Source organism: Streptomyces sp. NPDC020681 (assembly GCF_044334895.1).
GTDB lineage: Bacteria > Actinomycetota > Actinomycetes > Streptomycetales > Streptomycetaceae > Streptomyces.
The window spans coordinates 373437-392852 of sequence record NZ_JBIRTX010000001.1; the positions used below are offsets into that span (position 1 = coordinate 373437).

At 69.9% G+C, this 19416-nt stretch carries 16 protein-coding genes; 8 read left to right on the plus strand and 8 right to left on the minus strand.

The window, feature by feature from the left end; genetic code table 11:
• Positions 1-27 precede the first annotated feature (27 nt).
• The 5 genes from ACH4YL_RS01495 to ACH4YL_RS01515 are packed head-to-tail and all read right to left on the minus strand — an operon-like array spanning position 28 to position 7402.
• Positions 28-2148, minus strand: a complete 2121-nt coding sequence (locus tag ACH4YL_RS01495; protein ID WP_398503651.1) for an alpha-galactosidase — start codon at positions 2146-2148, stop codon at positions 28-30.
• Entirely contained in the window at positions 2145-3047 is a 903-nt protein-coding gene (locus ACH4YL_RS01500; protein WP_398503653.1) for a carbohydrate ABC transporter permease, read from the minus strand. The genes ACH4YL_RS01495 and ACH4YL_RS01500 overlap by 4 nt, the downstream gene beginning before the upstream one ends.
• Entirely contained in the window at positions 3047-3973 is a 927-nt protein-coding gene (locus ACH4YL_RS01505; protein ID WP_398503654.1) for a carbohydrate ABC transporter permease, read from the minus strand. The genes ACH4YL_RS01500 and ACH4YL_RS01505 overlap by 1 nt, the downstream gene beginning before the upstream one ends.
• A gap of 1 nt (position 3974) precedes the next feature.
• Positions 3975-5261 carry an ABC transporter substrate-binding protein gene (locus tag ACH4YL_RS01510; protein WP_398503656.1) on the minus strand — a complete coding sequence of 429 codons (1287 nt, stop codon included), beginning with the start codon at positions 5259-5261 and terminating at the stop codon, positions 3975-3977.
• Between the two features lie 41 nt (positions 5262-5302).
• Positions 5303-7402, minus strand: coding sequence for a glycoside hydrolase family 27 protein (locus tag ACH4YL_RS01515; RefSeq protein ID WP_398504364.1), 2100 nt, complete (start codon positions 7400-7402; stop codon positions 5303-5305).
• Positions 7403-7667: 265 nt separating this feature from the next.
• Here ACH4YL_RS01515 and ACH4YL_RS01520 point away from each other — a divergent pair, with 265 nt between their 5' ends.
• The 6 genes from ACH4YL_RS01520 (at position 7668) to ssuE (ending at position 15330) form a co-directional block, all read left to right on the plus strand.
• The gene (locus ACH4YL_RS01520) at positions 7668-8843 is read left to right on the plus strand and encodes an ROK family protein (RefSeq protein ID WP_398503657.1); all 1176 of its coding nucleotides are present in this window, start codon (positions 7668-7670) and stop codon (positions 8841-8843) included.
• Between the two features lie 8 nt (positions 8844-8851).
• Positions 8852-10663, plus strand: a complete 1812-nt coding sequence (locus tag ACH4YL_RS01525) for an alpha-galactosidase D (protein WP_398503658.1) — start codon at positions 8852-8854, stop codon at positions 10661-10663.
• Positions 10664-10784: 121 nt separating this feature from the next.
• Complete coding sequence (locus tag ACH4YL_RS01530) at positions 10785-13175, plus strand: glycosyl hydrolase family 95 catalytic domain-containing protein (RefSeq protein WP_398503659.1); 2391 nt, start codon at positions 10785-10787, stop codon at positions 13173-13175.
• Positions 13172-14377 (plus strand): SGNH/GDSL hydrolase family protein, encoded by a 1206-nt coding sequence (locus ACH4YL_RS01535; RefSeq protein WP_398503660.1) that lies wholly within the window; start codon positions 13172-13174, stop codon positions 14375-14377. Before ACH4YL_RS01530 ends, ACH4YL_RS01535 begins: the two co-directional genes overlap by 4 nt.
• Positions 14378-14528: 151 nt before the next feature.
• Complete coding sequence (locus ACH4YL_RS01540; RefSeq protein ID WP_398503661.1) at positions 14529-14627, plus strand: putative leader peptide; 99 nt, start codon at positions 14529-14531, stop codon at positions 14625-14627.
• A 148-nt stretch (positions 14628-14775) separates the two neighbouring features.
• Positions 14776-15330, plus strand: coding sequence for an NADPH-dependent FMN reductase (ssuE, locus tag ACH4YL_RS01545; protein WP_398503662.1), 555 nt, complete (start codon positions 14776-14778; stop codon positions 15328-15330).
• A 64-nt stretch (positions 15331-15394) separates the two neighbouring features.
• Here the strand turns inward: ssuE and ACH4YL_RS01550 are convergent, their stop codons facing one another.
• On the minus strand, positions 15395-15781 hold the full coding sequence (locus ACH4YL_RS01550; RefSeq protein WP_398503664.1) for a winged helix-turn-helix transcriptional regulator: 387 nt from the start codon (positions 15779-15781) through the stop codon (positions 15395-15397).
• Positions 15782-15931: 150 nt separating this feature from the next.
• Between ACH4YL_RS01550 and ACH4YL_RS01555 the strand changes: the two genes are divergently transcribed.
• The gene (locus tag ACH4YL_RS01555) at positions 15932-16903 is read left to right on the plus strand and encodes an NADP-dependent oxidoreductase (protein ID WP_398503666.1); all 972 of its coding nucleotides are present in this window, start codon (positions 15932-15934) and stop codon (positions 16901-16903) included.
• 17 nt (positions 16904-16920) lie between these two features.
• Here the strand turns inward: ACH4YL_RS01555 and ACH4YL_RS01560 are convergent, their stop codons facing one another.
• Positions 16921-17403, minus strand: a complete 483-nt coding sequence (locus ACH4YL_RS01560) for a DUF2000 domain-containing protein (RefSeq protein ID WP_398503668.1) — start codon at positions 17401-17403, stop codon at positions 16921-16923.
• 73 nt (positions 17404-17476) lie between these two features.
• On the opposite strand from ACH4YL_RS01560, the gene ACH4YL_RS01565 reads away from it, so the two are divergent.
• Complete coding sequence (locus tag ACH4YL_RS01565; RefSeq protein ID WP_398503670.1) at positions 17477-17959, plus strand: Lrp/AsnC family transcriptional regulator; 483 nt, start codon at positions 17477-17479, stop codon at positions 17957-17959.
• Positions 17960-17968: 9 nt separating this feature from the next.
• On the opposite strand, the gene ACH4YL_RS01570 is transcribed toward ACH4YL_RS01565, so the two are convergent.
• Positions 17969-19366: an NADP-dependent succinic semialdehyde dehydrogenase gene (locus tag ACH4YL_RS01570; RefSeq protein WP_398503672.1), complete on the minus strand. Its 1398-nt coding sequence runs from the start codon at positions 19364-19366 to the stop codon at positions 17969-17971.
• Positions 19367-19416: the final 50 nt, after the last annotated feature.

Here is a 19416-nt window from a genome sequence, read left to right on the forward strand (position 1 = left end):
CAAGGTCAGAGGAGTGCGACTGCGACTCTAGGGCGTGTCTTTTGGAGGCTGTTCGCGCTGGAGCACGACCAGCTCCGCGTCGTGGTCGGCACTCCAGGCGAACGGCAGCCCGGAATGCAGGAGATGGGCTCCGCTGTACGTCAGTCCCGATGCCGCGTCGGCATAGCGCGAGCACGGATCGAGGCCGCGGAGCCGCAGCCTCGACGCCCGCCCCGGCACCAGCGGCGCGCCGTCCAGCCGTCCGGTGTTCCACGCGGTCACCACGAGACGCCCGCCGCCCGGCTCCTCGTACTGGATTCCGCAGGTCGGATCGGCCGGAGCGTTGAGCAGTCGTGCCTCGCCGTGGTGGACGACGTCGCCGATCTCCTTGTACCGGGCGATCCACTGCGCCGCCTCCGCGCGCTGCTTCTGGCTCCACGCCCGGACGTCGGCTCCGATGCCGAGAACACCCGCGACGGCGGTGACGAAGCGGAAGGCGAGGGAACGCGGCCGCGGGTCGAAGATCCCCGGTGCGTCGCTGACCCAGGAGCTCATGGTGTGCGGGGCGTGGGCGTGCAGATAGCCGTACTGGATGGCGAGCCGGTCGAGCGGCGCGGTGTTGTCGCTGGGCCAGACCACGTCGGTACGGGCCAGGGTGGCGTGCTCGATACGGCCGCCTCCGCCGGCGCAGCCCTCCACCGTGACATGAGGGTGGCGGGAGCGGAGATGGTCGAGAATCCGCAGATAGCCGGCGACATGTGCGGCGTCGAGGTCCTGTTCCTCGACCGGGCCGCCGCCGGGTCGGCCGCGTTCGGTGGGCGGTCGGTTCATGTCCCATTTGAGGTAGCTGACGGCATGGTCGGTCAGCAGCCGGTCGAGTCCGGCGACGACATGGTCCTGTACGTCCGGGCGGCCGAGGTCGAGCAGCAGCTGTTCGCGTACGAGCGTCGCGGGCCGGTCCTCCACGCGGTAGACCCATTCCGGGTGCTCGGCGTAGAGCGCGGACGCCGGGCTCACCGCCTCCGGCTCCACCCACAGCCCGAAGTCCATTCCCAGTGCCCGCACTCGGGCGATGAACGTGTCGAACCCTTCCGGGAAGTTGTCCGGGTCGGCATGCCAGTCGCCGAGGCCGCCCCGCTCGTCGTGGCGGCCGGCGAACCAGCCGTCGTCCACGACGAACAGCTCGCAGCCGATCCCGGCGGCGATCCTCGCGAGTTCGAGCTGGCCGGCCGCATCAACGTCGAATCCGGTGGCTTCCCAGGAGTTGTAGGGGACCTTGCGCGTGCGGCCCATCCGGTCGCCGGTGAGCCGGCGTTCGTAGCGGTGCCAGACCCGGGCCAGACCGTCCAGGCCGTCCGGGCTGAAGGCGCAGGCGAGGCGCGGGGTGGTCAGGGTGTCGCCGGGCGCGAGGCGGACCGCGCCCTCGTGCGGCAGCCGTCCCGCGCGCACGCGCACCGCGCCGCCGGGCTCGGCGTCGGCCGTGATGTGCCAGTTCCCGGACCATTCCAGGGCGATGCCGTAGGTGGGAGCGGACTCGGCGTCATCCGCGGCGTCCTGGAGCGCGAGCCAGGGCGCGTACGCATGCCCCGGCACGGCCTGGGTGCTGGCGATCTCGAACCGGCCGCGGGTCAGCTCCACTTGGGTGAGCTGGAACTCCTGCGACCACTGTCCGGCGAGATACGTCAGCCGGGTTCCGGAGGCGACGGGCAGGTTCACGGCGGCGGAGTCGAAGCGCTCCAGGCGCAGTCCGTCCACGCCGAAGCAGGTCAGCTCGGCCCAGCGCAGGATGACATCGGTGCCGGGGACGGTCTCGTAGCACAGCGTGGCGCGCAGCCCCAGCTTCTCGTCCGTGAACTCGATGCGCAGCGCACGGTCCGCGTCCTGGGTCGCGCCGGTGAACTCCCACCAGACGCCGCGTTCCTCGCCGGGCCGCTGCGCGACCAGGTCGGCGCCGGTGAACGGCCGGATGCCGTACGGGATGTACTCGGCGGGCGCCGCGTCGGCCGGCGTGATGAAGTGGGTGCGCCGCGACCAGTCGAGCGGCGAGGGGCCGCTCTCCACGCCGTGCGGCCCCCAGGCCTCGAGCTCGGCCCACCGCCGGCCCTCGTCGAGCCGGACCGCGTAGGTGGTGTTCTCGGTGCGCAGCAGCCACCTGTCGTGCGCGGTCATTTGACGGCTCCCAGGTTGAGTCCGGCGACGAAGTGCCGCTGGAACCGCAGGAATACGGCGACGGTCGGAGCGGCCGCGATGACCGATCCGGCGGCGATGACATTCCACATGGACACGTACTGCCCCTGGAGGCCGATGAGGGATGCGGTGATCGGCATCCGGCTGTCCGTCCGCAGCACGGTGATGGCCCACAGCAGATCGTTGAAGATCCAGGTGAAGGACAGCGCGCCGAGTGCGGCGAGTGCGGGCCTGGTCAGCGGCAGGACGATGCGCCAGTAGATCTGCACCGGGCCCGCGCCGTCGATGACGGCCGCCTGCTGGATCTCGGGCGGGATGGAGCGCATGAAGCCGTACAGCACGAAGACGTAGAAGCCGACGCCGAATCCGATCTGCACACCGATCAGTGCGGGGAGCGTGTCGTACACGCCGAGCATCTCGCTCAGCTTGGAGACCGGGATGAGCAGGATCTGCGGCGGCAGGAGGTTGCCGCCGAGCATGGTCAGCAGCAGGGTGCGGCGCAGCGGAAGGTCGTAGCGGCTGAGCGCGAAGGCGGCCATGGAGGCGAGAACCAGCGTGACGAGCACGGTCGGCACGGTGACGATCATGCTGTTGATGAGCGCCTGTTGCTGTCCGCCGTCGACCCATGCCTGCCGGAATCCGTCGAACGTGAAGGAGCGCGGCAGGCTGCCGAGGCCGTTGGCCGCGATGTCGTCGAAGGAGCGGACGCTGGTGACAAGGACCAGGGCGATCGGCAGGAGCCACAGCACGGCGAGCGTGCCGGCGCCGAGGTGGAAGCCCGCGGTGGCCCACTGCCTGCGTCGCCGCGGCCGGCCCTCCGGTGGCGCGGTGGGTGCGGTCGCTGTGCCGGTCGCCGGTGGGGAGGCGTGTGCGACGGTCATCAGTCGGCCTCCCGGAAGGCGCGTACGAGATAGGAGACGATGACGCCGAAGGCCAGCACGAAGATCACCACGGCGAGCGCGGAGCCGTAACCGAGCCGCAGGGACTGGAAGGCCGTCGAGTACATATAGGTGCTGAGCAGTTCGGACGAGTGGTACGGGCCGCCGCGGGTGAGGGCCCAGACGACATCGAACGAGCGCAGTGAGTCGATGACGATGACCGACAGGACGACGGCGTTGACGCCCCGCAGCTGCGGCAGCGTGATGTGGCGGAACCGGTGCCACGGTCCTGCGCCGTCGACCTTGGCCGCCTCGTACAGCACCGGGTCGATGCCCTTGAGTCCCGCGAGATAGAGGACCATGACGTAGCCGATCTGCCGCCACAGGGCAGGCACGATCACGGCGTACAGGGCGGTGTCCTGGTCGGCGAGCCAGGCGCGGGTGAGGCTGCCGAGTCCGACCGCTTCGAGCGCGTTGTTGATCAGGCCGTCGGGCTGGTACATCGCCTGCCACACCAGCGCGGTGGCGACCAGCGAGAAGACCACGGGCAGGAAGAGCGCGGCCCGGTAGAAGCCGACGCCGCGGCGCTCCTGCTGGAGCAGCAGGGCCGCGCCGAGACCGAGGAGCGCGGACAGCCCGCCGAACAGCACCAGCCACAGAACGGTGTCGCCGGCCGCGGTGCGGAAGGTGGCGTCGACGAGCATCTCGCGGAAGTTGCCGAGTCCGATGAACTTCGGCGCGGAGACTCCGTCCCAGTCGGTGAGCGAGAGATAGAAGCCCTGGACGGCGGGCCAGAACACCCAGAACGCCTCGGCCAGCAGCGGAATCAGCACAAAGGCGAGGACGACGGGCGGGACGCGGGTCGCCCTGCGCCGCCTCTTCGGACTCGTGCCGCTGCTCGCCGGGGCGGTCGTGGTCAGTACCGCCATCTCACTGGCCCCGGATCTTCTCGGCGTCCCGCTGCCAGGTGGTGAGAATGGCGCCTATCTCCTTGGGCCTGGCGATGAAGCGGGTGAGTGCGGTGTCCGCGGTGGGCGAGAGCGCGTCGCTGGAGTCGCGGTTGAAGTACTGGGTGATCTCGGCGGCCTCCTCGATCAGTTTGCGTCCCTTGGCGACGAGCGGAGTTCCGCTGTCCTTGGCGTCGGGATGGGTGGGCAGCGCCGTGCCGGACGAGCTCTTGAGATAGATCTCCTGGGCCTCGGCGGTGGCCAGATAGCGCAGCAGGTCCTTGACCTCGTCGGTACGGCTGGTGCGCGCGCCGGCGAAGTAGCCGTCGGTGGGGGCCTCTTCGGCGAGCGGGATCTTCGGGTCGATCACCGGGAAGCGGAAGAAGTCGATGTCGCCGAGCTGCTCCTTGGGGGCGGAGTCGGCGAAGAAGGTGCCGATCAGCATCATCCCGGTGCGGCCCTGGAGCAGGGCGGTGGTGGCGTCCTGGAAGGGCAGCGCGGTGCCGTTCGGGTCGAAGTAGGGCAGCGCCTCGGTCCACCGGTCGAAGACTTTGCGGACCTCCGGGTCGTCGAAGCGGTGCTTTCCGGCGAGCAGATCGCGGTGGTAGGCCGCGCCGTTGATGCGGATGTTGAGGTAGTCGAACCAGGAGGACGCGACCCAGGGGGTGTTGCCGCCGGCGCCGAGTCCGATCGGCGCGACGCCCCTGCCTTTGAGCGTGTCGCACAGATCGAGGAACTCGTCCCAGGTCTTGGGCTCCTTGACGCCCCACTTGGCGAAGTTGGACTTCCGGTAGAAGACCCCCCACCAGTAGTAGGTGGTCGGGACGAAGACCTTCTTGCCGGAGGCTGCCGTGCAGAGCTTGTTGAGGGCCCCGGAGTAGCCCTTCAGCTCCGGCTGCTGCCAGACGTCGGAGACATCGAGCAGCAGATCCTTCTTCGCGTACGCCTCCGCGACCGAGCCCGGGTACCAGGTGTAGACGTCGGGCGGGTTCGCGGAGGTCAGATAGGTCGGCAGCTGGGTCCGGAAGGTCTCGGAGGCGACCGTGTTCAGCTTCGCCCCGGCTCCGCCGCGCTTGTTGTAGGCGGCGACGAGGGCCTCCATCGCGGTCTTGGCCTGCGGCGAGGACAGGTTGGACTGCAGGCTGACGGCGCCGCCGCCTTCGCTCTTGCCCTTCGACGACGAGGTGACGCAGCCGCTGATCGCTGCCGTGGCGCCCAGCGCGCCGATTCCCGCGAGGAAGCGGCGGCGGCCCGGTGGTGGGACATTCATGGTGCAACTCCTTGCTGATGAAGGAACGTTGGAGCTCGGGGTCAGAACCGGCTCTGGTGGACGCGGCCGTCGACCCCGCGGAAGACGACCAGGACGCTGCTGTCGGCCCCGGCGGCCGCGCCGAGTGCGCCGCTGAGGACCGCGCTCGCGAACTCGTGCCGCTTGGACCAGTCGCTCCAGGCGCCGTTCGCGTAGCCGCGCTGCCAGAGCGTGTAGTCACCGGCCCGGGCGTACAGCCGCACGGTGCCTTGGGCCGTGACGAGGGTGGGGCTGCCGCCGACCGTGCCGCCCAGCGACGTCCACGGCGACCAGCTGCCGGACGTGTCACGCACTCGCCACCACACCGCGTCCGCGGCGGTCCGGACGGCGACATGTGTGCGGCCCTCGGCGTCGGTCACGGCAGTCGGCCGCCCGTACACCGGCCGGTCGTCCGGCGCTCCGATCGAGGTCCAGCCGGTCGCGGGCCCGCGCATCCGGATGCGGCCGTCCGCGTCGCGGGCGAACAGGGTCCAGCGGTCGGGGCTTCGGTAGGCGACGCCGGGAGCGTCGGTGAGGGTGCCGCCGAGCCGCTGCCAGCGGCCCCATCGGCCGTCGGCGAAGCTGCGCCGGTATGCCGCGTCGTCGGTGCCGCGTACGAACACATCGATCCGCCCGGCCGCCGAGCCGTAGGCAGCGGGCTGCCCGAGGAACGTGCCGCGCGTGGGCCCGCCGAGATCCGTCGTACGGGAGGACCACCGGCCGTCAACTCCGCTCTGCTGCCGCAGCGATCCGTCGACGCCGCGCGAGAACGCGAACAGCCGCTCGCCGTCGCGCACGACCGCCGGGCTCGCCGAGGTCCGCGATCCGAGCGACACGCCCGGCGCGTCGTCCTCGCCCGCCAGGCGGAGGAAGGCCGTGCCATGTGCTGGGACGGTGACGGTGTACGAACCGGTCTGTGTGCCGCGGTTGGCGCGTGCGCGCAGATCCCGTACGGCGACCGGGCCGGTGAGTCCGGCGTCGGCGAACTGGACGGTGCGCTCGGCGGCCTGGTCCGAGCGGTTGAGGAGGACGACCGCTCGCCGGCCGGAGCCCTGGAGCACCTTGCTGTAGACGTCGCCCGCACCGTCGGTGGCGATCCGTACGCCCTGGACGGCGAGCGGGTCCTGGTTCACGGCGATGATCTCGGGGTTGCGCAGGGTGTCGGTCATCGACTTCGTCAGCGTCCGCGGGTCGGAGCCGATCACCAGCGGTGACGCCATTACGGCCCACATGACGAACTGGGTCGTGGACTCCTCCTCGGTCAGCTCGTACGAGCCGTCCTGGAGCCTGCGCATCGGGATCAGGTAGTCGGGGTCGTTGTACCGTCCCGGTCCCTGGGCCTCGGGATGCCAGGCGTTGGCGTCCATGTTGCGCAGCACATTGGGCCACTGGCCGGCGGTGGGTGTGCCCCAGGCGATGTCGGTGCCGGTGCGCCAGGAGTCGGCGGTCGTCGGGCCGTAGACATAGGCGTTGTGCGCGTCCTGCTCCGGTGTGTGCGGCAGGCCCCAGTCGTCGGTGAGCGGGTTGCACAGGTTCAGCAGCATGCGCCGGCCTGACTTGGCAACGGCGTCGCTGAACTCCTTGAACGCCGGGCCCGGGTCGAGTTTCGCGGAGATCCCGCAGAGGAAGTCGACCTTGATCGCGTCGACCTTCCAGCCGGCGAACTGCCTGGCGTCCTGCTCGTAGTGTCCGCGGCTGCCGAGCCCGCAGCTCTTGCCGCCGTCGTACGTGCCGGCGTCGGTGTAGATCCCGGCGCGCAGCCCGAGCTGGTGGAGGTAGCTCACCAGCGCCGGGATGCCGGAGGGGAAGCGGCCCGGGTGGGCGGCGAGCCGGCCCTGCACGTCGCGCGGCGTGTCGGCCTGCCAGCCGCCGTCGAGCCACACGATGTCGTAGCCGCTGTCCCGCAGTCCGCTGCTGACCAGATGGTCGGCGACCGACTTGACCTGCGTCTCGGTGGGCGTGCCGAGGCCGTAGTAGGTGTTCCAGCCCATGTAGGGCGTGGGTGCGAGGCCGCTGTCGTAGTACCGCGGCGCGCCCTGGTCGTCGGCGGGTGCGGCCTGCGCCTCAGGTGTGGCGATGGCGACCAGTGCGCCGGCCGTGAGCGCCGCGGCGGTGCGCCGCAAGGCGACGGTTCCCACGGTTCCTGCACGGAGCGAAGTCACGTGTGTCTCCCGAGAGTTGGGGATCTCGGCGATGACTGTGACGCTCACCGGGCCCACTGTCAACGATTATTACTAATTAACTGATACTCGATCCCGGCCATGGATCGTCAGACAACTCGGTGCCCCTGGCAGGCATTTGGCGACGTCACCCGGCCCCACCTGAGACTTCACAGGGTTTCGGTTTCGTTTATTGACAGCGGAAATTAACTCACCTACGTTTCCCGCCATGCCGTCGACGTACCACGTTGAGACGTTCCCGGCGGCCACCCCGGCCGCCTCATCGGTGTTCGCCGCCGTACTGTCCCAAGGTCCGCTCACCCGGGTCGAACTGGCCCGCCGCACCGGCCTGTCCTCCGCCGCGGTGACCAAGGCGGTGCGTCCGCTGATGGAGGCCGGATACGTCGTGGAGGCGGCGGACGACGGTGTTCGCGCATCGGTCGGGCGTCCCGCCAATCCCGTACGGGTCGACGGCGGACGCGCCCTGTTCATCGGCGTGAAGGTGACCGGCGACGAGGTCATCGCGGTGCTGACGGATCTGTGCTGCCGTATCCGCGTGGCTCGGCACGCACCGCTGACGGCACACGAACCGTCCGCCGTCATCGGCCTCATCACCGCACTGACCGAGGAGTTGCTGACCGAGGCGCTGGGCTACGGCGTCGCCGTGCAGGGCATGGGGATCGCCGTCTCCGGCGATGTGGACCGGTCCGACGGAGTCGTGCGCTACTCGCCGTTCCTGGGCTGGCGCGACATCGCGCTCGCCGAACTCGCCACCGCGGCCACGGGACTTCCGGTCACCGTGGACAACGATGTCCGCGCGCTGACCGTCGCCGAGCAGTGGTTCGGCGGCGGCGTGGGCTGTGCCAACTTCGCCGTCGTCACCGTCGGCGCCGGCATCGGCTGCGGCCTCGTCGTGAACGGCCGGGTGGTCTCCGGCTCGCACGGCGTGGCCGGTGAGATCGGGCATCTCTCCATCGATCCACAGGGCCCGCTCTGCCACTGCGGCAACACCGGCTGCGTCGAGGCGATCGCCTCCGACTCCGCGATCCTGCACCGCATCCGCGAGGACACCGGCCGGCCCGTCGCCGACTCGGCCGAGGCGCTGGCTCTGGCCCGTGCCGACGCACCCGGCGCCCGTGCCGCGTATGCGCGAGCGGGTGAGGCGATCGGACGGGCCATCGGAGCCGTGGTCAATCTGCTCGGGCCCGAGCGGGTGATCATCTCTGGCGAGGGCCTGGCCGCGTACGACCTGTTCGCGGAGCAGATCCGGGACGCCTTCGCGGCGGCCGCCTTCGGCACGGCCGAGCAGTGCGAGGTGACGACCCGTCCGCTGCCCTTCGACGAATGGGCGCGCGGGGCCGCGGCCGCCGCGATTCAGACGTTCATCGGATCCGACACCTGTTAGGAGCTCTCATGCTGTCCCCCGCAGCCCTCACCGCAGGAGCCGTCGCCCTCACCGTCGCCGCCTCCCTCACCGCAGCAGCACCCACCACAGCTCAGGCCACCACCGCACCGGCCGCCGCGCCCGTCTCCTCCGTAGAACAACAAGCCCTCGCCCAGAAGCCGTACATGGGCTGGAGCAGCTGGTCCATGCAGTCCAGCAAGTATCCGGGCCTCAACCCCGACGGCGACTACAGCTATCTCACCGAGGCGAACGTCCTCAAGCAGGCGGACGCCATGGCCGCCAAGCTCAAGGCGTTCGGCTACGAGTACATCAACATCGACGCCGGCTGGTGGCGCGACTGGTCCTGGAAGCCGAAGTTCGACGAGTTCGGACGGCAGAAGGCCGACCCCGAGAGATTCCCGAGCGGCATGAAGGCGGTGGCCGACCGCATCCACGCCAAGGGCCTCAAGGCGGGCATCTACCTCCCGGTCGGCCTGGAGAAGGAGGCGTACGGCGAAGGGAAGTTGCCGATCTGGAACGCGCCGGGCTGTACGACCGGCGACATCGTCCACGCCGATCTGCGCACCACCAACGGCTGGGACAGCGCATACAAGATCGACTTCTCCAAGCCGTGCGCACCGAAGTACATCGAGTCCCAGGCCCGGTTGTTCGCCGACTGGGGCTATGACTTCCTCAAGGTCGACGGCGTCGGACCCGGCTCCTTCAAGAGCGGCGACAACTACGACAACCGCGCCGACATCGCCGCGTGGAAGCAGGCCATCGCGGGCACCGGCCGCCCCATTCATCTCGAGATCTCCTGGTCGCTCGACGTCAACTACATAGCCGACTGGAAGCAGCACTCCAACGGCTGGCGCATCGACACCGATGTCGAGTGCTACTGCAACACGCTGGTGACCTGGGACAACTCCGTCGAGGACCGCTGGCGCGACACTCCGGCGTGGACCCGGCACGCGGGTCCCGGCGGCTTCAACGACCTGGACTCGCTGGACGTCGGCAACGGTGCGATGGACGGTCTCACCAAGGCCGAGCGGCAGAGCTATATGACGCTGTGGGCGATCTCCAAGTCCCCGCTGTACACGGGCGACGACCTGACCCGGCTGGACGACTACGGCCTGTCGCTGCTGACCAACCGCGAGGTGCTCAAGGTCAACCAGCAGGCGTCGCCGCCCGCCCGGCCGGTGACGGCGGGCGACACACAGGTCTGGGGCGCGAAGAACCCGGACGGGACGTACACCATCGCGCTGTTCAACCTCGGCGAGTCCCCGGCCGCCGTGACGGCGAACTGGTCCAGCTTCGGCTTCTCGGGCCAGGCGTCGGTGCGCGATCTGTGGAACCGCGAGAATCTCGGCCGGTACCGGGGCAGCATCACTCAGGCCCTGCCCGCCCACGGCTCACGGCTGTTCACCGTCACGCCGCAGGGACCGGCTCCGGCCATGACGGCGTACGAGGCGGAGTCCCCGGCCAACACGCTCAGCGGGAACGCCTCCGTCGCGGGCTGCGACGAGTGCTCCGGCGCGAAGAAGGTCGGCAATCTGTATCTCGGCGGCGCGGTGCGCTTCAACGACGTGGTGGTCAAGCAGGCCGGCACGTACATCGTCAATGTCGCCTACACCTCCGGCGATCCGCGGCCCATCAAGGTATCGGCGAACGGAAAGCCCGCCGCCACCTGGGACTTCCCGTCCAGCGGCGGCTGGGGCGCGGCCGAGATGATCAGCGTCCCGGTCACGCTGAAGGCAGGCAGCAACACGATCACTCTCGACAGCGGTTCCAGTTACGCGCCGGACATCGACAGGATCGACGTCCCGCAGCAGCGCTCCTGATCCGGAAGGGGCCGGAGGCCTCCCCCGCCCCCGGCCCCTTCCCCGGTTCTCCCTCGCCCGGCCCTTTTCCTCGCTTCGTCTCCTCCGGTTTCCTCTCCCCCGAATCACCGTGGAGTGCCTCGTGGACGACCAGCACGCCGTGACACCCGCACAGCCCAGCCGCCGCGGATTCCTCTCCCTCGCCACCGCGCTCGGCACGGCCACTGCCCTCGGCGGACTTCCCGCCTTCACGGCCACCGCCGCACCCGTCAGACCCACCGTGTCGCCGATGCCGGCGCAGGCATCGACGACACGGCTCTGGTACCGGGCCCCGGCCTCCGACCGCAAGATGATCGAGCAGGCGCTCCCGGTCGGGAACGGCAGGCTCGGCGCGCTCGTGAGCAACGACCCGGGTCGTGAGCTGCTCTGTGTCACCGACGCGAGCCTGTGGACCGGCCATCTCAACGACACACTCGACCAGGACGGCCAATTCCCTTACGAGCGCCAGAACTTCGGCAGCTTCACGCTGCTCGCGCAGCTCATCGTCGAGATACCGGACCACGAGCTGTCCGCGGTCTCCGAGTTCCGCCGGACCCTCGACCTCAGCCAGGGCACAGTCGGCGCCGAGTACCGCAGAGCGGGTGTCACCTACGAGCGGCAGATCTACGCCAGCCGGCCCGACGACGCGATCGTCATCCGGCTCACCCAGCGCGGCGGAGGCAGCTACACCGGCTCGATCACCCTCGACGGCACACACGGCGAGACGACATCCGCGGACGGCGCCAAGGCCTCGCTGTGGTTCGGCGACTCCTTCGACAACGGCCTGCGCTACGGTGCCGCCGTCACCGCCCGGGGCCGTGGCGGCCCGGTCGCCGTCAGCGGCTCGCGGATCGTGTTCACGCGGTGCTCGGAGCTCACGATCGTGATCAGCGGCGGTACGAACTACGCCCCCGACGCGGCCACCGGTTACCGCGATCCGAAGCTGGTCCCCTCGGCCCTGGCCCGTACGAAGGCCACCGCCGCCGTCCGGCAGTCGCCGACCGATCTGCTGTACACCCATGTCGCCGACTACCGCGAGCTGTTCGACCGGATGAGCCTCTCGCTCGGCGAGTCCAGCGAGGAGCAGCGGCGGCTCGACACCTGGGAGCGGCTCAAGGCACGTACGCAGCAGGCCGAGCCGGATCCGGAACTGGAGGCGGCCTATGTGCAGTTCGGCCGCTATCTGATGATCAGCGGTTCCAGGGACGGTCTGCCGCTCAATCTGCAGGGCCTGTGGCTGGACGGCAACGACCCGGACTGGATGGGCGACTACCACAGCGACGTCAATATCCAGATGAACTACTGGATGGCCGACCGCACCGGTCTCTCCTCCTGTTTCGGCGCGCTCGCCGACTACTGCCTGGCTCAGTTGCCGTCGTGGTCGAAGGTCACCCGGGAGCTGTTCAACGATCCGCGCAACCGCTTCCGCAACACCTCCGGCAAGGTCGCCGGCTGGACCGTCGCGTACTCGACCAATGTGCACGGCGGACTCGGCTGGTGGTGGCATCCGCCGGGCAACGCCTGGCTGTGCCAGTCCCTGTGGGAGCACTACGAGTTCACGCAGGACACCACGTATCTGGCGAAGATCTACCCGTTGTTGAAGGGCGCCGTCCAGTTCTGGGAGGCGCGGCTGGTGACGATGACCGTCGGCGGCCGGGAGGTGCTGGTCGCCGACCACGACTGGTCGCCGGAGCACGGGCCACAGGACGCGAGAGGCATCACCTACGCACAGGAGCTGGTCCGGGAGCTGTTCGCGAACTACCGGCAGGCGTGCGCGGTGCTGCGGAAGGACTCCGGTTACGGCAGGACGGTCGGCGCCCTGCAGGACCGGCTGTACATGCCCGAGGTCAGCCCGAAGACCGGCTGGCTCCAGGAGTGGATGTCGCCGGACAACCTGGGCGAGACCACACACCGCCATCTCTCCCCGCTCATCGGCCTGTTCCCCGGCGACCGGATCCGCCCGGACGCCGTCCCCGACGAGCTGCTGAAGGGAGCGACGGCGCTGCTCACCGCCCGCGGCATGGAGAGCTTCGGGTGGGCCAACGCCTGGCGTGCGCTGTGCTGGGCGCGGCTGAAGCACGCGGACAACGCCTACCAGTTGTTCGTCACGAACCTCCGGCCGTCGACCGGCGGCATCAACGGCACGGCGATGAACCTCTTCGACATCTACGAAGCCGGCCAGGGCCGCGGCATCTTCCAGATCGACGCGAACTTCGGCACTCCGTCCGCGGTGATCGAAATGCTGGTGTACTCGCGGCCGGGACAGGTCGAGCTGCTTCCCGCTCTGCCCGCGGCCTGGTCCGCCTCCGGCTCTGTGACCGGGGTCGGTGTGCGCGGCGGCTTCACCCTCGATCTGAACTGGCGGGACTCAAAGCCCGAACGGGCCAGGATCGTGAGCGTCGGCGGCCGTACGACCACGGTGTCCTGGCCCGGCGGGTCCCGCACGGTCACGCTGCGGCCCGGACAGTCCGTCACCCTGCGGGACTTCGGATGACGGCCCGCCGTCGCTGGGCCGTCATCGCGCCCGTGCTGGCCCTGTCGGCATGCGCGTCGGGCCAGGCCGCTTCGGTGCCGGCGGCCCTCGCACCGGACGAGCGGGTGGTGACCTGGGCCGCGAGCGCGGACCGGCTCGGCAACGCGGTGTCCGACCATAGCCACCGGCTTGTCGTGCACACCAGCACGGGCGGTCGGGGGCTGCGCATCCGGCTCTCCAACGCCTTCGGCGAGCGGCCCGTCACCTTCGGCGCGGCCTTCGCCGGAGTCCAGGCACAAGGGGCCCAACTGGTGCCGGGGACCAACAGAAGGCTGACCTTCTCCGGCTCGCGCACGGTGACGCTCGCACCCGGCGAGATCCGGTACAGCGACCCGCTGTCCGGCCAGGTGAAGGCCCAGAGCAATCTGTCGGTCAGCCTCTACGTGCAGAGCGCCGGCGGCCCGGCGACGGGTCATGGCATGGCGCTCCAGACGTCGTACTCCGCCGCCGGCGACCACGCCGGCGAGGAGAACTCCGACGCGTACGACGCGGTGACCGGCTCCTGGCTCTATCTCGACGCGCTCACCGTGGAGGCCCCGTCCGGCACCGGGGCCGTCGTCGCGCTCGGCGACTCGATCACCGACGGCTGGCAGTCCACGGTCGACAGGAACCGCCGCTGGCCGGACTATCTCGCGAGGCGGCTCCAGACCTCCCCGGACAGCACGGTCCGCGGCGTCGCCAACGAGGGCATCTCCGGCAACAAGGTGCTGACGGACGGCGCGGGGCAGAGCGCGCTGAAGCGGCTGGACCGCGATGTGCTCTCGCAGTCGGGTGTGCGGACCGTCGTCCTCTTCGAAGGCGTCAACGACATCAAGGCCCACGACGGCCCGACGGCCGCCGACATGATCGCCGGTTACCGCGAGATCGTCGCCCGCGCGCATGCGGCCGGGAAGTGTGTGGTGGGCGCGACCGTGCTGCCGTTCAAGGGCTGGTCCGAGTGGAGCCCGGCCGGGGAGGCGGTACGGCAGGAGGTGAACGCGTTCATCCGGACCGGCGGGGAGTTCGACGCCGTGGCCGATTTCGACCGGGTGCTGAGGAGTCCGTACGACGCCGAACGGATGCTGCCGACCTTCGACGGCGGCGATCATCTCCATCCCAACGACAAGGGCATGCAGGCCATGGCGGACTCCGTCCCGCTCAAGTCCCTGGAGTGCGACGGCTGATACGAAGACTGCTCTGACCCGTGCGACGGGCCGCGATGCATTCAGGATGAACCGGTCCTGTTGAATTTCGCGGCCCGCCCGCAGGTCCGGTATGCGAGACCGATCCGGAATCCCTTGACTGGCCGGTACTCGCGCTTGTTTGATCGATGACATGAAGACGCGACTGGACCTCACACGGCGACGCCATGTCGACCTCGCCCGTGTCTCCAGTGCCTCCTGTTGCCGCGCCACGTGCCGCTCTGCCCGCTAGCAGGGCCCGTTACCGCACGTCCTGCCGCCGCCCGGCACGACGTTTTCCCCGAATCAATTGTTGCAGGCACATGAAGAATTCCCCGCGGAATTCCCGCCTGTCCGAATTCGGTGACCGCAACCGGAATTTCGCTTCCCAGGAGTCACTCATGTCCGTCGTCCTGTCCGTGTCCGGAAGTCCCTCCCCCACCTCCCGCACCGGCCGGCTGCTGCGTCATCTCGACGCCCGGCTCGCCTCGCTCGGCCACGAGGTGCTCCCCCTCGACATCCGTACCGTCCCCGCGGAGGCGCTGCTGGGCGCCGACTTCAAGCATCCGGCGATCGTCGAGGCCACCGAACTCTTCGCGCGCGCCGACGGGATCGTTGTCGGCACTCCCGTCTACAAGGCCTCGTACTCCGGAGTCCTCAAGGCACTGCTGGATCTGCTTCCGCAGTACGCCCTCGCCGGCAAGACCGTGCTTCCGCTGGCCACCGGCGGCACCACCGCGCATGTGCTGGCCATCGACTACGCGCTGCGTCCGGTGCTGACCTCGATGGGCGCGACTCATGTCGTCCCGGGCTGGTTCACTCTCGACAAGGACATCGTGGTCGGCGACGACGGCGGTCTCACGATCGCGCCCGCGGCGGCGGAAGGCCTCGGTCAGGTCGTCGACACGTTCTCCGCGGCTCTGGGGCGGCCCGCGGTGCTCGCGGCCGTCGGCTGACAACGGTGCGCGCGGGCCAGGAGGGCCTGGCCCGCGAGGAGTCCACCTCGCGCCGGCCGACCGGTCAGACCTGGGCCGGGGCTTCGGTCCCGGCGGAGCGGATCTCGTCGAGGTGGCCCTCGACCCAGCCGCGCAACAGGCCGAGCGGTTCGGCGACGCCGCGGCCGAGCGGCGTCAGCGCGTACTCGACATGCGCCGGGACGGCGGGATAGACCGTACGGTCGACGAAGCCGAGCGTCTCCAGTCGGCGCAGCGTGTTGGTCAGCACCTTGGGGCTGACTCCCTCGAGACGGCGCTGGATCGAGCCGAAGCGCTGCGGGCCCTCCTCCATCGCGCCGATCGCCAGCGCCGACCACTTGCTCGCCAGCACGTCGAGAACATCGCGGCACGGGCACTGTGCCGCGAACACGTCGTGGTCGTCGTGCCGGCCCGTCGTACAGGGTATGGACATGGAACCTGCCTTCGTGCGGCCGTGAGCTGGATGCTTCCCGAGAGATAGTAATAGCCCTTGCGGGTTACCACTACCCCTCGGGTAGCTTTTCGCTGTCGTTGATCAGCCGCCGGCGGTGAGTCCGCCGGCATGCCTTGCAGGAGAACCCATATGTCTGCCAGCCAGACCATGCGCGCGATCACCCAGGACACCTTCGGCGGGCCCGAGGTGCTGCGCCTGGCCGAGGTGCCCCGGCCCGAGCCGCTGCCCACCGAGGTGCTGGTGCGGGTGCATGCGGCCGGAGTGAACCCGGTGGACTGGAAGACCCGCGGCGGCAGCGGCATGGCCGGCCTGTTCGGGCCGCCGCCGCACATCCTCGGCTGGGACGTGTCCGGTGTCGTGGAGGAGGTCGGCTTCGGCGTCCATACGCTCGAGGTCGGCGACGAGGTGTACGGGATGCCGTGGTTCCCGCGCCCGGCCGGTGCGTACGCGGAGTATGTGACGGCGCCCGCGCGGCAGTTCGCGCGCAAGCCCGCGACGGCCGGCCACGACGTGGCCGCCGCCGTGCCGCTCGCCGGACTCACCGCGTGGCAGTCACTCGTCGACGCCGCGCAGGTCGAGGCGGGCCAGCGGGTGCTGATCCATGCCGCCGCAGGCGGTGTCGGGCACCTCGCCGTGCAGTTCGCCAAGCACCTCGGCGCGCATGTCATCGGCACCGCACGGGCCGGGAAGCACGACTGGCTGCGCTCGCTCGGCGCCGACGAGCTGGTCGACTACACCGCGGTCCGCTTCGAGGACGTGGTGCGGGACGTCGACGTCGTGATCGATCTGATCGGTGACGGCCACGACTCGACCGGCGTCCGCTCGCTGAAGACCCTGCGCCCCGGCGGCACGGTCATCGCGGTGCCCTCGGGCGTATCTGCCGAGCTGAAGGAGGCGGCCGAGGCGCAGGGCCTGTCGGCGAAGCCCTACCTGGTGGAGCCGGACGGCCCGGCGCTCGCCCGGATCGCCTCGCTGATCGACAAGGGCGAGGTGCGGGTCGAGGTCGAGGACGTGCTGCCGCTGGCGGACGCGGCCGAGGCGCACCGCCGCGGCGAGACGGGCCGCACGCGCGGCAAGCTGGTGCTGCGGGTGACCGGCTGAGCGCCGCCTCGCCGGTCTCAGCGCAGCAGGTCGAGCCTGCCGACCAGCTTGCTCACCTGGTTGCGCGGGCCGACGAGGCTGACCGCGTGGTACGTCAGTTCCTCGCGCTTCATTCCGGCGAGCTGTTCGAGGTACTCGGTGTAGACCCGGGTGCTCTGGGCGAGTTCGGGCATGTCGGCGACGAAGAAGCCGTCCTTGTCGACGGCCTTCTCGCGCAGTTCGCGCAGCGTGGCCGTGTCCGCGGCCAGTACGGAACAGCCGAGCCAGGGCAGTCCCGGGTGGACGGTGCCCGAGCCGTCGTGGGCGTGGCCGCCGAGCAGGTCCGGAAGGGCCTTGCCGACGGCCGCGGCCATGCAGGCCGCGGCGTTCGCCGCCCGCCCGGCGGGCAGCTCCTCGTCGACGACGATGACCCACTTCAGCTTGGCCTGGCGGGTCGACAGATCGATACGGACGTCTTCAGGAGACAACAACGGGGCCGTCATGTCGTTCTGAGCGGTCATACCGCAGAACGCTAGGCAATGATGCGTACGCTGGGGAGATCCACCGAACTTTGTCAGGCCAAGGAGCACAATCGTGGAACTTGATGCACTGGACTGGGCTCTGCTGCGGGAGCTGCAGGACGATGCACGGCAGACCAACCGCGATCTGGCCGCCAAGACCGGTGTCTCGCCGTCCACCTCGCTGGAGCGCGTCAAGGCGCTGCGCGAGCGCGGCGTCATCGGCGGCTACCACGCGGCGCTGGACCTGGAGGCGGTCGGCCGTCCGGTGCAGGCGCTGATCTCGGTGCGGATCCGGCCGCCGTCGCGCCCGGTCATCGAGGGCTTTCGCGAGTGGGCGGCCCAACTGCCCGAGACCATCGGGCTGTTCGTCACCTCAGGGCCGCACGACTTCCTGATCCATGTCGCGGTCCCGGATGTGAACGGCCTGTACGCCTTTGTCATCGACCGTCTCACCGAGCGCCGCGAGGTCGCGGACGTGCAGTCGACGATGGTGTACGAGCATGTCCAGTCACGCTCGATCACGCCGCCGGCCGGCCGGCGGCGGGGCCAGGCGTGACGTTGCGGGTCAGGCGGCGGGGCCGTGCCAGAGCGTGGTGATGTTGCAGAACTCGCGGATGCCGTGGCCCGACAGCTCCCTGCCGTAGCCGGAGCGCTTGGCGCCGCCGAACGGCAGGGCCGGGTGGGAGGCGGTCATCCCGTTGAAGAACACGCCGCCGGCCTCGATGTCCCGCTCGAACCGGCCGACTTCGGCGGTGTCCCGCGTCCACACATTGGAGCTCAGGCCGAACGGCGTGTCGTTGGCGAGTCCGACCGCCTCGTCCACGTCCGCCACGCGGTAGACCGTGGCCACCGGGCCGAAAGCCTCCTCGCGGTGGATGCGCATGCCGGCGGTGATACCGGCCAGGATGGTGGGCTCGTAGTACCAGCCGCTGTCGAAGTCCTTGGGACGCCGGCCGCCGCACAGCGCCGTCGCGCCGAGGTTCAGCGCGTCGTCGACCAGCTCCTCGAGGTCCGCCCGGCCCTGCTCCGTGGCGAGCGGTCCCACCTTGACGTCCTCTTCCATCGGATCGCCGACCGGCAGCGCCCGCATACCGGCGGTGAAGCGCTCGCAGAACGCGTCGTAGACGTCGGAGTGCACGATGAATCGCTTTGCCGCGATGCAGGACTGGCCGTTGTTCTGGACACGGGCGGTGACGGCGGTGGCGGCGGCCTTCTCGATGTCCGCCGAGGCCATCACGACAAAGGGGTCACTGCCGCCGAGCTCCATAACGGTCTTCTTCACCTCGTCGCCAGCGATGGACGCGACCGAGCGCCCGGCGGGCTCACTGCCGGTGAGGGTCGCCGCGGCCACCCGGCTGTCGCGCAGAATCCCTTCGACGGCGCCGGACCCCACGAGCAGCGTCTGGAAGCAGCCTTCGGGATATCCCGCGCGCCTGAAGAGATCCTCCAGATAGATCGCGGTCTGCGGGACGTTCGAGGCGTGCTTGAGCAGTCCTGTGTTGCCCGCCATCAGGGCGGGTGCGGCAAAGCGCACGACCTGCCAGAGCGGGAAGTTCCACGGCATGACGGCCAGTACGACGCCGATCGGTCGGTAGCGCACGACCACCTGAGTGGCCCCGGAGTCCTTGACGTCGGCGTCCGCCGGGTGCTCGTCGGCCAGCAGGGCCTCGGCGTGCTCGGCGTACCAGTGCATCGCCTTGGCGCACTTCGCGGCCTCCGCCCGGGCGGCCGCGATCGGCTTGCCCATCTCGGTGGTCATGGTGCGGGCGATGTCGTCCTGGTCTTCGCTCAGCAGGTCCGCCGCACGGTGCAGCAGCCGCGACCGCGTGGCGAAGTCGGTGGTGCGGTGCTCGCGGAAGGCGCTCTCGGCGAGCGCGAGCCGCCTTTCGATCTCGTCGGCGCCGATCGCGTCGTAGGTCCGGAGCGTCTCACCGGTGGCCGGGTTCACCGTGGCGATGGGCATGGCACTGTCCTCCTCGGACTCGGTCCTTGGACACTTGAGACACTTGCGCG

Excerpts from the sequence above, each read along its gene's own strand:
- ACH4YL_RS01495 (WP_398503651.1), bottom strand. The coding sequence starts at position 2,148 with ATGACCGCGCACGACAGGTGGCTGCTGCGCACCGAGAACACCACCTAC.
- ACH4YL_RS01500 (WP_398503653.1), bottom strand. The coding sequence starts at position 3,047 with ATGACCGTCGCACACGCCTCCCCACCGGCGACCGGCACAGCGACCGCA.
- ACH4YL_RS01505 (WP_398503654.1), bottom strand. The coding sequence starts at position 3,973 with ATGGCGGTACTGACCACGACCGCCCCGGCGAGCAGCGGCACGAGTCCG.
- ACH4YL_RS01510 (WP_398503656.1), bottom strand. The coding sequence starts at position 5,261 with ATGAATGTCCCACCACCGGGCCGCCGCCGCTTCCTCGCGGGAATCGGC.
- ACH4YL_RS01520 (WP_398503657.1), top strand. The coding sequence starts at position 7,668 with ATGCCGTCGACGTACCACGTTGAGACGTTCCCGGCGGCCACCCCGGCC.
- ACH4YL_RS01525 (WP_398503658.1), top strand. The coding sequence starts at position 8,852 with ATGCTGTCCCCCGCAGCCCTCACCGCAGGAGCCGTCGCCCTCACCGTC.
- ACH4YL_RS01535 (WP_398503660.1), top strand. The coding sequence starts at position 13,172 with ATGACGGCCCGCCGTCGCTGGGCCGTCATCGCGCCCGTGCTGGCCCTG.
- ACH4YL_RS01540 (WP_398503661.1), top strand. The coding sequence starts at position 14,529 with ATGAAGACGCGACTGGACCTCACACGGCGACGCCATGTCGACCTCGCC.
- ssuE (WP_398503662.1), top strand. The coding sequence starts at position 14,776 with ATGTCCGTCGTCCTGTCCGTGTCCGGAAGTCCCTCCCCCACCTCCCGC.
- ACH4YL_RS01550 (WP_398503664.1), bottom strand. The coding sequence starts at position 15,781 with ATGTCCATACCCTGTACGACGGGCCGGCACGACGACCACGACGTGTTC.
- ACH4YL_RS01555 (WP_398503666.1), top strand. The coding sequence starts at position 15,932 with ATGTCTGCCAGCCAGACCATGCGCGCGATCACCCAGGACACCTTCGGC.
- ACH4YL_RS01560 (WP_398503668.1), bottom strand. The coding sequence starts at position 17,403 with ATGACCGCTCAGAACGACATGACGGCCCCGTTGTTGTCTCCTGAAGAC.
- ACH4YL_RS01570 (WP_398503672.1), bottom strand. The coding sequence starts at position 19,366 with ATGCCCATCGCCACGGTGAACCCGGCCACCGGTGAGACGCTCCGGACC.